At 74.4% G+C, this 14,472-nt stretch carries 11 protein-coding genes; 2 read left to right on the forward strand and 9 right to left on the reverse strand.

Annotation, left to right across the window (positions count from 1 at the left end):
- Positions 1 to 228 precede the first annotated feature (228 nt).
- The 5 genes from ACZ6X9_RS04390 to ACZ6X9_RS04410 all read right to left on the reverse strand — a co-directional run bounded on the left by ACZ6X9_RS04390 (position 229) and on the right by ACZ6X9_RS04410 (position 5,587).
- Complete coding sequence (locus tag ACZ6X9_RS04390; protein WP_469776371.1) at positions 229 to 1,548, reverse strand: helix-turn-helix domain-containing protein; 1,320 nt, start codon at positions 1,546 to 1,548, stop codon at positions 229 to 231.
- Between the two features lie 385 nt (positions 1,549 to 1,933).
- On the reverse strand, positions 1,934 to 2,938 hold the full coding sequence (locus ACZ6X9_RS04395) for a helix-turn-helix domain-containing protein (RefSeq protein ID WP_469776372.1): 1,005 nt from the start codon (positions 2,936 to 2,938) through the stop codon (positions 1,934 to 1,936).
- Entirely contained in the window at positions 2,935 to 3,768 is an 834-nt protein-coding gene (locus tag ACZ6X9_RS04400) for a helix-turn-helix domain-containing protein (RefSeq protein ID WP_469776373.1), read from the reverse strand. Before ACZ6X9_RS04400 ends, ACZ6X9_RS04395 begins: the two co-directional genes overlap by 4 nt.
- A gap of 501 nt (positions 3,769 to 4,269) precedes the next feature.
- A complete protein-coding gene (locus ACZ6X9_RS04405) occupies positions 4,270 to 4,695 on the reverse strand; it encodes a DUF3017 domain-containing protein (protein ID WP_469776374.1) in 426 nt (141 codons plus the stop codon).
- Positions 4,685 to 5,587 (reverse strand): bifunctional methylenetetrahydrofolate dehydrogenase/methenyltetrahydrofolate cyclohydrolase, encoded by a 903-nt coding sequence (locus ACZ6X9_RS04410; protein WP_469776375.1) that lies wholly within the window; start codon positions 5,585 to 5,587, stop codon positions 4,685 to 4,687. Before ACZ6X9_RS04410 ends, ACZ6X9_RS04405 begins: the two co-directional genes overlap by 11 nt.
- A gap of 357 nt (positions 5,588 to 5,944) precedes the next feature.
- Between ACZ6X9_RS04410 and ACZ6X9_RS04415 the strand changes: the two genes are divergently transcribed.
- Entirely contained in the window at positions 5,945 to 6,499 is a 555-nt protein-coding gene (locus ACZ6X9_RS04415; RefSeq protein WP_469776376.1) for a hypothetical protein, read from the forward strand.
- Positions 6,500 to 6,579: 80 nt separating this feature from the next.
- On the opposite strand, the gene purH is transcribed toward ACZ6X9_RS04415, so the two are convergent.
- Both purH and purN read right to left on the reverse strand, forming a co-directional pair.
- Complete coding sequence (gene purH / locus ACZ6X9_RS04420; RefSeq protein ID WP_469776377.1) at positions 6,580 to 8,142, reverse strand: bifunctional phosphoribosylaminoimidazolecarboxamide formyltransferase/IMP cyclohydrolase; 1,563 nt, start codon at positions 8,140 to 8,142, stop codon at positions 6,580 to 6,582.
- Entirely contained in the window at positions 8,139 to 8,738 is a 600-nt protein-coding gene (purN, locus tag ACZ6X9_RS04425; RefSeq protein WP_469776653.1) for a phosphoribosylglycinamide formyltransferase, read from the reverse strand. Before purN ends, purH begins: the two co-directional genes overlap by 4 nt.
- Positions 8,739 to 9,290: 552 nt before the next feature.
- Here purN and ACZ6X9_RS04430 point away from each other — a divergent pair.
- A complete protein-coding gene (locus ACZ6X9_RS04430) occupies positions 9,291 to 10,265 on the forward strand; it encodes a hypothetical protein (protein ID WP_469776378.1) in 975 nt (324 codons plus the stop codon).
- Between the two features lie 200 nt (positions 10,266 to 10,465).
- On the opposite strand, the gene ACZ6X9_RS04435 is transcribed toward ACZ6X9_RS04430, so the two are convergent.
- Both ACZ6X9_RS04435 and sucD read right to left on the reverse strand, forming a co-directional pair.
- Positions 10,466 to 13,279, reverse strand: a complete 2,814-nt coding sequence (locus ACZ6X9_RS04435) for a cell division protein PerM (RefSeq protein WP_469776379.1) — start codon at positions 13,277 to 13,279, stop codon at positions 10,466 to 10,468.
- Between the two features lie 291 nt (positions 13,280 to 13,570).
- Positions 13,571 to 14,455: a succinate--CoA ligase subunit alpha gene (gene sucD, locus ACZ6X9_RS04440; RefSeq protein ID WP_469776380.1), complete on the reverse strand. Its 885-nt coding sequence runs from the start codon at positions 14,453 to 14,455 to the stop codon at positions 13,571 to 13,573.
- Positions 14,456 to 14,472: the final 17 nt, after the last annotated feature.

Genomic DNA, 14,472 nt, shown 5'->3' on the forward strand with positions numbered 1-14,472 from the left:
GCGGTGGGTGTCCCTGCCCATGTTGTGCGGACCTCTCTTGGTATCAAGAGATCCGGCGTCAGGCTATCCGACGAGGCAAGCCCGGAACCCCAGAACCGGTGTGGGACGCCTCACCTGGGCCTATGGCACCTCCTGTGACACTTCGGAGGCCCCTTCGGCCCCTGACCTCCCCAGAGCCCCTGGGGTCCCTGGACCCCCTTTCCTCTCCGGCTTCTCCGAGACCTCCCGCTACCCCACCGCCCCTCGCGGCTCTTTTGCCTCACGAGCCCCGGAGGCATCGTCCGCCCTGCCCGTCCGGGGAGCCGTGCAGCCCTGGCGCCCCGTGCTGAGCACCACACAGGCCCTGGCCTCGCTCGGAGTCGCGACCGCGACCATGGTGCTGTGGCCGTCCGTGCCACGCTCTATGCGGCCCTCGCCGGTATGGGAAGCCGCGCTGACCCGCAGCGTGTCGCCGGGTCCGCCCTGCGTCATCCGGGCCCACGCCGCCTTGCAGGTCTCGCTGTAGCGCACCTCCACGTAGGTGCTGCCGACGGTCGCCGAACCGGCCGTCTTCGCCCGCTGCCCGCCGCACCCCATGGTCTCCGGGTCCTTGCCCGTGCACGCGCCGCCCGCGCACTTGACGCCCGCCGGGAGGGCGGCCGGGCTGCCGGAGCCCCGCGCGGCCGCGGGTGGCGCGGCCTTCCGGGCGCCGCCGCCCGGCCCGTACCCGAGCAGCAGGAAGGACGCGACGACCATCAGCAGCGCGCCGACCGCGCCGACCGTGAACAGCAGCGCGGCGCGGCGCTTCGGGCGGGGACGAGGGTGGGGACGGGGGTGTGGGCGGGGGCGATCGTTCGCCGAGGGCCGCTGCGCCGGGTCGGCGGGCGGCCCCCCGGACGAATCCTTGGACAGGCCCCCGGGCAGGCCCCCGGACGGATCCCCGGGCTGCCCCGCGGGCGGAGGGGCGGAAGCGCCGGCGGACGGACCGGCGGACAGGTCCGCCGACGTCGACGGGCCCGTCAGCGGGATCGCCCGCGCGCGGGCGTCCACCCCGGCCGCCCGGGCCGAAGGGAACGTCTCCGGTGTCACCGCCGCTCCGTCACCCGCATCACCGCTCGCACCGCCCGCACCGCCCGCACCGCCCGCAGGGCCCCCACCCTCCGCGTCCGGTTCCGCCGCCCGGGTCCTGCGCAGCGACCAGCCGCGCCTCCCCCTGGCGGGCGGCGCCTCGTACTCCGCCAGTGCCGCGCGCGCCTCCTCGACCCGCAGCCCTTCCATCGTGACGTCATGCCGGAGTTCGGACCGGCTCCAGGCGCGTTCGGCCAGCTCCCAGATGGTGAGCAGGTGCCCGACGTCCGTACCCGTCGACTCCGCGAGCGCCTCGGTGGCACCGCGCGGTGGCAGCAGCCGGCCGTTGAGGTAGCGCTCCCAGGACGTCTTGCTGTACCCGGTGCGGTCCGCGACCGCGCCGACGCTCATCCCGTTGCGCTCGACGATCCGGCGCAACTGTTCCACGAACTCCCGCACTTGCGGATCGAGTTCGTCCGACAGCGCTCTCCAGCGAGGCATGGCCCTCCCCTAATCCCCCTGCGTACCGCGGTGCTACCCAAGGGAGGGCACGACGCAGCCTCCCAGTTCCTCTTCGGCGGGCGCATAGGGGCGTTCCGGGTTGATCAACGCACCGGGGCGCACGCCCCCTCGTCGGCCGTGCTCCCGGACCACCCTCCTGAGAGGGAACCGTTCCCGGGGCGGGCGCGAGGCGTCCGGCGCCGTTCCGGTACAGAACGGTGACCTCGTAGCGGAATGATCTCTTCCGCGTCACAAGACCCGGCCTCGCCTTGAACCGGAATGCCGCCGTCTGGATGCTCGGGGAGGACGCCCGGCCGGTCCTCCCACGGGGGTGGAGGACCGGCCGCGTCGCCCGTCCCCCACCCGCTTCGCCGCGCCCCGGACGTCACCCGCCGGGCGCGGTGAAGCACTGCTCCGCGCCCTCGGCCGGGCGCAGGCAGGCCCGGGCCCGGCGCGGGTCGTCGGTGGCCGTCATCGCGGTCGACAGGTAGACCTCCGTATCGCGGCGGCTGGCGGCCGCGACCTCCTTGGGGCGGGCCCCCGGCAGCGTCAGCTCCACCCGGTCGCCCAGCCGCAGACCGGTGGCCTTCGCCCAGACGGCGCCGCACTTCTCCGCGTACCGGATCTCGACCCGCTGCCCGCCCGGCGACCGCCGGGAGACCAGCGTGACCGGCAGCCCCTGGGCGCCGCACCCCATCGAGTGCGCGTCCGCCCCTTCGCATTCCTGGCCGTGGCACCCGGGCTCGTAGGACTGCGCGTAGGACGGAGCCGCCGCGCCCGGCCCCGAGGCGACCTCGGCCGACGTGTCGTCACCGGAGACCAGCACAAGCGGCACCAGCACGGCCGCCGCCAGGGCCGCCCCGCCCAGCACGACGTACCGCCCGGGGACGCGCCGGCCGGGCCGCCGCCCGGCGTCGGCGGGGTCGGAGGCGGAGGCGGAGGCGGGGTCGGAGGAGGAAGCCGCCGAAGCGTCCCCTTCCGCGATCGGGACGGGTGGTGCCTCGGCGCCCCCGCCGGTCTCCTTCACGCCGTACGAATCGCCCGCACCGTACGAAGCATCCGCACCGTATGAAGTGCCTGCCCCATGCGACCCGCCGACACCCTCCGTCCCCTCCAAGGGGGCGGACGCGGCCCGTCCGGTCCACCGCTGCTCCGCCAGCTCCCAGAGGGCGAGCGGCCGGCCGGGCGGCTCGTCCGCCAGCGCGCACAGTGCCTCGACCGCCTCGCGGGGCGGCAGTTTCTTGCCGTTGAGGTACCGCTCCCAGGACGACTTGCTGAACGCGGTCCGCCCGCCCAGCGCGGCCAGGCTCAGCCCGGTGCGTTCCTTCAACTCCCGCAAGGCGGCGGCCAGCCGGGCGCACTCGGCGGGCAGGGGGCGCCCGCCGCTCATTTGCGCAACTCCCCCCAGGTGTCGGGGCCCACGACCCCGTCCACGACCAGGCCCTTGGCCTTCTGGAATCGCTGGGCCGCCGCCTTGCTCCGTACGCCGAAGGAGCCGTCGATCAGACCCGGGTCGAATCCGTGGTGCTTGAGCAGGCACTGCGCCTCCAGCACTTCCCAACCGCTGCTCTTGAGGTCCATCAACACCGTGCGGGTCGGGCTGTACCCGGCCCGCAACTCCCCGTCCGTGCGCTCCACATGGCACGGGCGGGAACGTCCCTGCACGAAGACGAAGGGGGACGGGGAGCCCGCGGCCGCCGGCCCGTCGTCCTTCGTGGCGTCGTCCTCCCAGGGCCGGGCGGCCAGCAGCCCGGCCGCCAGCGCGACGGCCAGCACGGCCACCGCCGCGACGTACCACCACAGACGCCGCCCGGTCCCCCGGAGTTCCCCGGCGCCCGGAGCCGGGCCGCCGCCGGCTCCGGCGCCCTCCACCGCGGCACCCTCCACCCCGGCGCCCCGCGTTCCGGTACCTTCCGCGCTCTCCTCCGGCACCGCCGATCGCGGGGCCGCGGAGGACGGCCAGGCCTCCTCCGCCAACTCGTGCAGCACCAGGAGCCGGGCCGGATCCGTCCCGCACACCCGGGCCAGCTCCTCCACCGCGTCACGCGGCGGCAGTTGCCGGGCGTTGAGGTAGCGCTCCCAGGACGACCGGCTGTACGAGGTCTTGGCCGCCAGCGCGGCGAGACTGAGCCCGCTGCGGTCCTTGAGTCTGCGGAGCTGTACGACGAACCGGCTCACCCGTTGGTCGAGCGAGGCCGGCAGTTCCTTCCAACGCGGCATGTTCCACCCCATACCCGTCACATGGTCCCCCGAGGCACGAGCCTCCTGTGTCGCACATGATGACGACGCCGGACGGGGTTTTCCGGCGCTGCCGGACGACACGCGGGTTTCCGGCCAGTCACGGCCCCTCGGGCGCGTCCCACCGCGGCGTCAACGCCGCGGACCGCACCGCAGGTCGGAGCGTGGGACGTCCCACGACGACCCGTCTCCCGGGGAACGCTTGGCAGGTGGGGATGTGGCGCATCACAGTCGGATCAGCGAGCCGGCCGGCGCGGTCCACCCCGCGCCGTCCGGCCGCGTCCCGGCGGGACCGTCCTCTTACGGGGGAGAGGACGGTCCGCTTCCCCCGGGAGAGGCGGAGCACCCGTGGCGGGGGGCGGGTGGGGGTGGTCCCCCATCGGGGGGTGGGGGGCCACCGTCCGCTGAGCGTGCCCCCATCCCCACCGCATCCGCTCAGACCGTGAAGTGCGGCACGGCTCCGACCGTGAAGTGCGGCACGGCTCAGACCGTGAAGTGCAGCACGTCGTCCAGGAAAGGGATCTTCAGCCACGCATGCGGCTGCGCGAGCATCGCCAGCAGCAGGATCGCCAGCCCCAGCCCGCCGTACGTGAACATGTCGGTGAACCGCGACCGGACGGCCAGCATGCCCACCGAGGGCAGCGCCCAGCGCAGCACCGCACCGCCGATCATGGCGACGCCGATCAGCATCGTCCCGATGCGGAAGCCGTCCAGGGCGACGATCAACAACCCCAGCCCCGTCAGCCCCAGCACCACGAGCAGCGGCCACTGCCGGGCCGGAGCGGGGGCGTCCCCGGGGGCGGCACGGCCGCCGCCCTCCGGCCGCGCGGTGTCACGGGTGAACTGGGGGAAGCGGCGCGACGCCCGGGTCCGCCGGGGGCCCGCCGCCTTGCCCGTCTCAGCCGGCATCGACGCTTCCCCCGGATTCCGCACGCCCCTCCGCGGAAACGCCCGCGGCGAGCTCCGCCGCCTCGACGACGTTGACGAGCAGCATCGCGCGGGTCATCGGGCCGACGCCGCCCGGGTTGGGGGAGATCCACCCGGCGACCTCGGCGACACCGGGGTCCACATCGCCCATGATCTTGCCCTCGCCGTCCCGGCTGACGCCGACGTCGAGCACGGCCGCGCCCGGCTTGACGTCCTCCGGCTTGATCAGGTGCCCGACACCGGCCGCCGCGACGATGATGTCCGCCTGGCGCAGGTGGGAGGAGAGGTCACGGGTGCCGGTGTGGCAGAGGGTGACGGTGGCGTTCTCGGACCGGCGGGTGAGCAGCAGGCCGATCGAACGGCCCACGGTGATGCCGCGGCCGACGACGACCACATGCGCGCCGTTGATCTCCACACCGTGCCGGCGCAGCAGCTCGATGATCCCGTTGGGGGTGCAGGGCAGCGGCGCGGCCTCGTTGAGCACCAGGCGGCCCAGGCTCATCGGGTGCAGGCCGTCGGCGTCCTTGGCCGGGTCCATCAGCTCCAGCACCCGGTTGGTGTCGATGTGCTTGGGGAGCGGGAGTTGGACGATGTAGCCGGTGCAGTCGGGGTTCTCGTTGAGCTCCCGGACGACCGCCTCGATCTCCTCCTGCGTCGCGGTCGCCGGCAGCTCCCGCTGGATGGACCCGATGCCGACCTGGGCGCAGTCGCGGTGCTTGCCCGCCACGTACCACTTGCTGCCCGGGTCGTCGCCGACCAGGAGCGTGCCCAGGCCGGGGGTGACGCCCTTGGCCTTGAGGGCTTCCACGCGCGTGGAGAGTTCGGACTTGATCGCGGCCGCGGTGGCCTTGCCATCGAGAATCTGAGCGGTCATGGCTCCATACTCCTGGATCCGGCGGCGGCCCTCCCAATCCGAGGGCCGGTCGGGGCCCGGTGGCTCCGGTCGCGACCCGGTCGGAGGTTCCGCCGCGCTGTGTTCACGGGGACGTCGGGATCCCGTGGTCTCGTGGGGTGCCCGCGGGGATCTCGCGGGCGATCTCCTTCACATGGAGATCACGGTCACGCGGCACTTGAACAACGCCGAGGATATCGGCTGGACAAAATGTCAAGCCCCCTACAACGATGAATCGGTCAATGCCGCGGGCGGTCAGTGGGGGGCGAGCCGCTCAGCCTTCCTCCGATGATCGTGCCGGGGCGTCGTCCCCCATGACTTCGGAGGAACCAGGCGACCATGAGCTTCGGTCAGCAGAACAACCCGTACGGCCAGCCCCCGCAGGCCGGCTACGGCTACCCGCAGCAGCCGGGCATGCCGTACGCGCCGTATCCGCAGGGCGACCCGTACGGGGGGATGGCTCCGGTGCCCGCGGAGATGCCGGGTATCACCAAGGCCGCGCGGGTCTTCATGTTCATCATCGCCTTCGCGCACGTCGGCGTGGCCCTCTTCTGGGGCCTGGCCCTCTCCGCGTTCAACGACGAGGTGAACAAGAGGGACCGCGACCCGAACGTGGACCGGTACCTCGACTTCGGCAAGGGCGTCTTCGTCTTCTTCATAGCCCTCGCCGTGGTCTTCGCGGCCCTGGGCCTCGTCCTCGCCCTGCGCTACGCCCAGGGCGGCAACGGCGTCCGCGTCGGCTCGATCGTCTACGCGTCCTTCGGCATCGTCAGCGGCATCTTCAACCTCTCCGCCTGGCTGATCGGCCTGGTCGTCTTCGTCCTGGCGATCCTGACCATCGTGTTCTGCGCCAAGCGCGCGTCCGCCGAGTGGTTCCGGCGCCCGCGCTACTGAGCGCCGCGCACCGCCGGCCCGGAGGCCGCATCCCGTCGGGGTGCGGCCTCCGGTCGTACCGGTGGGAAGCGGAACCGGGCTCAGTGGAAGAAGTGCCGCGTACCGGTGAAGTACATCGTCACGCCGGCCGCCTTCGCCGCCTCCACCACCTCCGCGTCACGGACCGAACCGCCCGGCTGGGCGACGGCCTTGACACCCGCGTCGGCCAGCACCTGGAAGCCGTCGGGGAAGGGGAAGAAGGCGTCCGAGGCGGCGTACGCACCACGCGCCCGCTCCTCGCCCGCCCGCAGGACCGCCAGCTTCGCGGAGTCCACACGGTTGACCTGGCCCATGCCGACGCCGACGGTGGCACCGTCCTTGGCCAGAAGGATCGCGTTGGACTTCACCGCGCGGCAGGCGCGCCAGGCGAACGCCAGCTCGGCGAGCCCGGCGTCGGACAGCGCCTCGCCGGAGGCGAGCGTCCAGTGCGCCGGATCGTCGCCCTCCGCCTGGAGCCGGTCCTTGGCCTGGACGAGGAGGCCGCCCTCGATCGGCCGCACCTCGTTGACGGCCTCCGGGGCGTCGGCGCAGCGCAGCACCCGGATGTTCTTCTTCCGCGCCAGGACCTCGACCGCGCCGTCCTCGTAGGCCGGGGCCACGACGACCTCGGTGAAGATCTCGGCGACCTGCTCCGCCATGGCCACCGACACCGGGCGGTTGACGGCGATCACGCCGCCGAAGGCGGACAGCGAGTCACAGGCGTGCGCCTTGCGGTGCGCCTCGGCGACGTCCGTACCGACCGCGATGCCACAGGGGTTGGCGTGCTTGATGATGGCGACGCAGGGTTCGGCGTGGTCGTACGCGGCCCGGCGGGCGGCCTCGGTGTCGACGAAGTTGTTGTACGACATCTCCTTGCCGTGCAACTGCTCCGCGTGGGCCAGACCCTTGCCCGTGCCGTCCGTGAAGAGGGCGGCGGCCTGGTGCGGGTTCTCGCCGTAGCGCAGCACCTGCTTGCGGGTGTGGGTGACGCCGGTGAAGTCGGGCCAGGCGCTCGCGTCGGCCGCGTAGCCCTCGGCGAACCAGTTGGCGACCGCCACGTCGTAGGCGGCCGTGTGCTGGAACGCCTCGGCGGCGAGCCGCTTGCGCGCGTCCAGGTCGAAGCCGCCCTCGGCGACGGCCCGCAGAACGTCGGCGTAGCGGCCGGGGCTCACCACGACGGCCACGGAGGGGTGGTTCTTGGCGGCGGCGCGGACCATGGAGGGGCCACCGATGTCGATCTGCTCCACACACTCGTCCGGGGTCGCGCCGGAGGCGACGGTCTCGCGGAACGGGTAGAGGTTGACGACCACCAGCTCGAAGGGGCGCACGCCCAGTTCGTCGAGCTGCGCGCGGTGGGTGTCGAGGCGCCGGTCGGCCAGGATGCCGGCGTGGACGCGCGGGTGCAGCGTCTTGACCCGGCCGTCCAGGCACTCGGGGAAGCCCGTCAGCTCCTCGACCGGGGTGACCGGCACCCCGGCGGCGGCGATCCGGCCGGCCGTCGAACCGGTCGAGACGAGCTCGACGCCGGCCTCGTGCAGCCCGCGGGCGAGCTCCTCGAGACCCGTCTTGTCGTAGACGCTGATGAGCGCCCGGCGGATGGGCCGCTTCGTACCTTCGGCGGTCACGAGATCCGTACCTTTCGTCCCTCAATGCGGTAGCCGTGCCGGGCCAGACGCCCCACGACCTCGACGAGCAGCAGTCGCTCGACTTCCTTGATCCGCTCGTGCAGAGCGGCTTCGTCGTCCTCCTCCCGGACCTCGACCACGCCCTGGGCGATGATCGGTCCGGTGTCGACGCCGTCGTCGACGAAGTGGACGGTGCACCCGGTGACCTTCACCCCGTACGCGAGCGCGTCGCGCACGCCGTGGGCACCGGGAAAGCTGGGCAGCAGGGCGGGGTGCGTGTTGACCGTCCGCCCGCCGAAGCGCGCGAGGAATTCCTTCCCCAGGATCTTCATGAACCCCGCGGAGACCACCAGGTCCGGGGCGTACGCGGCGGTGGCCTCGGCGAGGGCGCGGTCCCAGTCGGCGCGGGAGGCGTGGTCCCGCACGCGCTCGACGAAGACCGGCAGCCCGGCACGCTCGGCGCGGTCGAGGCCCACGATGCCGTCCCGGTCGGCGCCGACGGCCACCACCCGGGCGCCGTACCCCTCGGGGTCGGCGGCGATCGCGTCCAGCAGCGCCTGGAGGTTCGTACCGGAACCGGAGACGAGGACGACGATGCGGGCGGGGCGGCCGGGACGGACCCGGTCGGACGAGCGGTCGGACGAACGGTCGGAGGGGGCGGGGTGAGCCTGGGGGGCCGGGGACGCCACGGCGGGCCCTTTCTCGCGCGCGGTGCGGTTTGTATGGTCGTACGAGACAGAGGGGTCCCCGCATACGGGGGACCCTACGAAGCCGCCGACCGCCAGCAACGATACCGGCACACCCGACGGCCCCCGCGGGACGGGGGCGCGCGCGGAAGGTAGCGTCTGTGGACGGCGCCCACCAGGCGTCCGCCGGACGTCCTCCAGGCGTCCGCCGGGGCCGACGCGGCACGGGATCGGCTCCGGGAAACCGGTCTCGCGCCCGTACGCTCAAGGTGCGGGACGCCGTACGGCAGGACGCCACACAGCGGGTGCCGCACAGCAGGGCGCCCGCTGCAGGACGCGACACAGACGAGACCAGGGGAAGACACACTCCACATGCCGGACCGACGCCGCCCCGCGGTTCACCGCCCCCTCCCGCTGTCCGCCGCGTCCGCCGGGATGCGGCCGTCCGCCATGGAGGCGGCGTTGAGCGACCCCACCACGCCGGCGGCGACCGCCGCGGGCCCCCGTGCGGTGCTGACCGCGCTGTCCTCCTCCTTCGCTTCCGGCTCCGCGGCGGGCGTCACCGCCTCCTTCGGCCCCCGGCCGGCTCTGGTCGCGACCCGGGAACGACGGTCGCCGGAGCAGCAGGGTCGGGAGGGCTGGGGCCCGAAGGGGCAGGACGGGGACGGGCACGGCGGCCAGGGCGGGCACGACGGGCATGACGGGCACGGCCGGCGTGACGAGCGCGGTGAGGGTGGTGAGCGCGACCGGCACGGGGAGCAGGACGGGCGCGACGGGCGCGATCCCTTCGACAACCCCTTCGCGCCGCCGCCGGCGGACCGGCCGGACCAGCCGTGGCGCCCGCGCGAGCCGCAGGGCGGCGACGGAGCCGACGGTTCCGACGGCCGGGACGGATCCGGGCAGCCGCCCGCCTGGGGCAGCCAGTGGAGCAGCCGGCAACCGGGCCGCCACGACGGCGGGTTCGGCGGCCCGCAGGGCGGCGGCCAGGACCCCGCGAACGGCGGCTCCGGCGGCGGCCCGCGCTGGGACCCCACCGACCCCGCCCAGCGCCGTGCCCGCTACGCGCTCCTCGCCGGGCTCTGGGGCTTCTTCTTCGCCCTCTTCAGCCTGCCCGAAGTCGCGCTGCTGCTGGGCGCGCTCTCGGTGTACTGGGCGGTCAGCTCGCTGCGCGCCAAGTCCGGACGGCGCACCGGAGACGGTTCGGCCCCGGCGCCCACGCCGCAGCCCGGCGGCTTCCGGCCGCAGACGACGGCGGCGGTGAGCGGGCTGGTGATGGGCGGGCTGGCGCTGGTCATCGTGGTGTCGACGTTCTCGTTCCAGTTGATCTACCGGGACTACTACACCTGTGTGGACGACGCGCTGACCCAGACGTCCCGGCAGTCCTGCGAGAACCACCTGCCGAAGCCGCTCCGCCCGCTGCTGAGCGTCGACGACTGACGCGGGCCGGGAACGGGCGGGACCTCGGGGCCCGGTGGGACCACCGAGGTCTTTCGGGGCGGTAGGGGGCCGACGCCCGGGAACGTTCCCTTGCGCCCGGCCCCGTTGCGCGGCGCCTGTCCTGTCCCACGCCGGCCGGCAGGCGCTCACCCGTCACGTCACGTCACGTCACGACACGGGGTGTCCCGCCCGTCACGCCCTCACCCCTCACCCCACCGCTCGTCGAGCAGCCGTGCCGGATCGCGGGGCTCGAAGTCCGGCATGAGTCCGCCGCCGGAATCCTTCAGCGCCGCCCAGCGGGCCTGCCGCACGTCGGTGTCGTGCCAGTCGGCGTCGTGCCGGGTGCCGTCGTGCCGGTCGTCGCCGGGGCGTCCGGCCCGTGCCGGGCCCGGGACGGGCGGCATCGGCGCCTTCCGGGCCTTGCGCGCCCGGCGCGCCGCCTGCTTCGCCTCACGCCGCGCGGTGCGCGCCGCCTCGCGCCGCGCCGCACGCTCCGCCCGGGTCGCCCGCGTGCCGCGGTGCCTGCGGCGCGGGGGCTCCGCCCGTCCGTCGGCGCCGAGGACGATGCCGTGCACGGGAAGCAGGGGCAGGCTCTCCGGGGCGTACGAGACGGGGTTGCGGGCGGCCGGTGCGGTGGCGCCCCACTGCCGCGTGCGGTGAGGCTCCCGCTGCGGCCGGGACGGGTGCGGCTGCCCCGGCGTGGCCGCCTCCGGCCCGTCCTCCCGGTCTCCCTCCGCTCCCCGGCCCGGTTTCCCGCTCGTTCCGGCGGCCGGGCCGCCGCCTCCTCCGGCACTCGTTCCCCCGTCCGCTCCGGCCTCCGGCCCGGCGTACGGATCGCCGTTCCGGGAACCGTCCGACGCGCCGCGCCGCGAACCGCCCGCGTCCCCGGACGGCCGCTGCTTCCGGTCCTCCGTCCCGCGCCGACCGGATGCCGCCGGGGCGGGTTTCGCGTCCGCGTCCGCCCCGCCGACGGCGAATCCCAGATAGCGGGCGAACCCGCGCCACCAGGAAAGCGGACCGCGAACCCGTGCGCGGCGCGGAACGGTCGGCTCCGTGGCCGCCGTGGCCGCCGTAGCCGCCGCGTCCGGTGCACTCGGTGCGCTCGTCTCGTCCGACACGTTCGGCGTACTCGTCCCGTCCGTCTCCGTCGTCGTGCCCATCCCGTGCTTCGTGCCCTTCCTGCCTCTCCCGTTTTTCCCGCCTCTCCCGCCCTTCTCGCCCTTCTCGGCCTTCTCGGCCTTCTCGGCCTTCTCGGCCTTCCCTCCGCCTTCGCCGCCCGCCCCGGCACCCGCCGCCGAGGACGCCGCGGGCGCCGTGGACCCCGCAGGCGCCGAGGGCGCCGAGGGCGCCGAGGACGCCGGGGCCGTCACGGAAGCCACCGCGGCGGCGTCCCGCAGCCCGAGAGCCGGCCGCACGCGCCCCCACCAGCCGCGCGGCCGGGCCTCGTCGGAGGCGTCGGACGCTGTCAAGGGACGGCGTTCCCCCTCGGCGACCCGTTCCGCCCTGCGCATCCGGCGGACGACCAGCGCGCCCGGGACACCGACGGCCAGCGTCCAGGCCAGACAGGCCAGACCGGTGAGGCGCCACGAAGGGCCGAAGCGGGACAGGGCCGCGACGCCGAGCGGCCCGCCGGCGGCCCAGGCGAGCAGGGCGGTGACGGCGGCGCAGAGCAGCGCGGCGAGAGAGGCGACGGCGATCGTCTCGCGCCGTCCCACGGCCGCCGGGCGGCGCGGCACGGCCGCGGCCGCCAGTGCGACGCCCACGGCCGTCACCAGCGCGGCGGCGCCCGCCAACCCCGCCGGTCCGGCCGTGCCGGGCGCGGGGAGCGCGGCGAGCAGCGGGAAAGGCGGGAGTTGGGGCCGGCCGGGTGAGCCGAGCACGGGCAGGGCCACGGGAGCGACGAATCCGTCCGCACCGGCCGCGAAGCCGGGCCCCAGGCCGTAGGCGGCCGTCCAGACCACCGCGTTGGGCAGCAGCGCCACGCTCAGCAGCGCCACGCCCAACTGCCCCGGCCAGCCCACCGCGAGCTGTGCCATCGCGTCCCGCACGGCACCGGCGTGCACGGCCAGGGAGGCCGCGAGCAGCAGCGCCGCCCCGCCGAACAGCATCGCCGTACCCGCCGTGGCGGCCCGGGCGACCGCCACGACGTGCGGCGCCGTGAACCACCGGCGCACGGCTCCCGGAACGAGCCGGCACACCCGGCGGACCCGGGCCGAGGGCGTCCACGGCGGGCAGCCCACCGCCATCCACACCCCGACCGCGGCCGGCGCGGCGGCGACGAGCGGCACGTGGATCAGCGCGCTCAGCGGGTCGACGCGGATCGGGCCGGACGAGGCGTAGAGCACGGCGGCCGCGCTGACCAGCAGGTAGCCGCCCAGCAGCGCGGTGAACGCGGTACGCGGCGGCAGCAGCGGAACCGGGATGCGCGCCGGGAGCAGGGGCGCCTCGCCGGCCGTGTACGCCGGTGCCGTGCGGGACGCGACGGCACCGCCGGTGGCGGACCGGCCGGACGGGCTTCCGGACCCGTCCGCTTCCGGCTCGTGGACGCCGTGGGTGCCGTACGCGTCCCACGCGTCCCACGCGTCGTCCGAGTCGTTCGTATAAGCCACGTCGTCGGGATCGTCGGCATCGGCGTCGTCCGCGTCGTCCGGCGGCATCGGTGCCTGCCGTGCCGCCCGGTGGATGAGCAGGCAGGGCACGACGGAGAACAGCAGCGGGGTCAGCCCGACCGGCGCGGAGGTACCCGAGAGGGTCTCGGTGCGGACCAGGTCGGCTCCGTGGGCCAGCAGCCAGAGGCCGGTGGCGATGTGCAGCGCTCCGCCGGGCCCGCTGTCCGGATAGGGCGACACGATCCACAACACCAGGACGAGCGTGGCGAACACCCCGAGCCCCAGCCCGGCGGCGACCGCCCCGCCCAGGAACGCCCTGCCCGCTCCCGGCTTGTGACGCGCCGCGGGTCGGGGACGCGACGGCAACGACGGACCACTGTGGGCATATGGGGTCACAAGGGCCATGCTGCCAACAACGCGCCTTTCGGGCGGGGAGCGACAAATGCCCGTCGTGTCGTGTTCAGGGCGGTACAGGACCCGGGCGGCGAGGGGCGGCACGACCGGACGGCCAGGGGCCACCGCCCGCGGGCACCGGCACCGCGCACCGGCACCGACGCGCGTGGGCCCGTACCCCCGGAGGGATACGGGCCCACGCGACCGTCGCGAAGCCGCCCGAACGGCGGCGTACGACCCGGCCGGACGTGTCCGGCCGGACCGCTCCGACCCCGCGGGGGCCGGAGCGGATCAGGCGACCGGTCAGACGCTCAGCGCGGCGCGCGCCAGGCGGGCGGTCTCGGACGGGGTCTTGCCGACCTTCACGCCCGCGGCCTCCAGGGCCTCCTTCTTGGCCTGCGCGGTGCCGGACGAACCGGACACGATCGCACCGGCGTGGCCCATCGTCTTGCCCTCGGGCGCGGTGAAACCGGCCACGTAGCCGACGACCGGCTTGGTGACGTGCTCCTTGATGAAGTCCGCCGCACGCTCCTCGGCGTCGCCGCCGATCTCGCCGATCATGACGATCAGGTCGGTGTCGGGGTCGGCCTCGAACGCCTTGAGGGCGTCGATGTGCGTGGTGCCGATGATCGGGTCGCCGCCGATGCCGACGCAGGACGAGAAGCCCAGGTCACGCAGCTCGTACATCATCTGGTAGGTCAGCGTGCCGGACTTGGACACGAGACCGATGCGGCCGGGCTTGGTGATGTCGGCCGGGATGATGCCCGCGTTGGACTGGCCGGGGCTGATGAGGCCGGGGCAGTTGGGGCCGATGATGCGGGTCTTGTTGCCCTTGGCCTGGGCGAGCGCCCAGAACGAGGCGGTGTCGTGCACCGCGACGCCCTCGGTGATCACGACGGCCAGCTCGATCTCGGCCTCGATGGCCTCGACGACCGCGTCCTTGGTGAACTTCTCCGGGACGAAGATGACCGTGACGTCGGCGCCGGTCTTCTCCATGGCCTCCTTGACGGAGCCGAAGACGGGGACCTCGGTGCCGTCGAAGTCGACGGTGGTGCCGGCCTTGCGCGGGTTCACGCCGCCGACGATGTTGGTGCCGGAAGCCAGCATGCGCTTGGTGTGCTTCTGGCCCTCGGAGCCGGTCATGCCCTGGACGATGACCTTGCTGTCCTTGGTGAGGAAGATAGCCATGGTGTTCTAGTGACCTC

Source organism: Streptomyces sp. NPDC052910 (genome assembly GCF_055585605.1).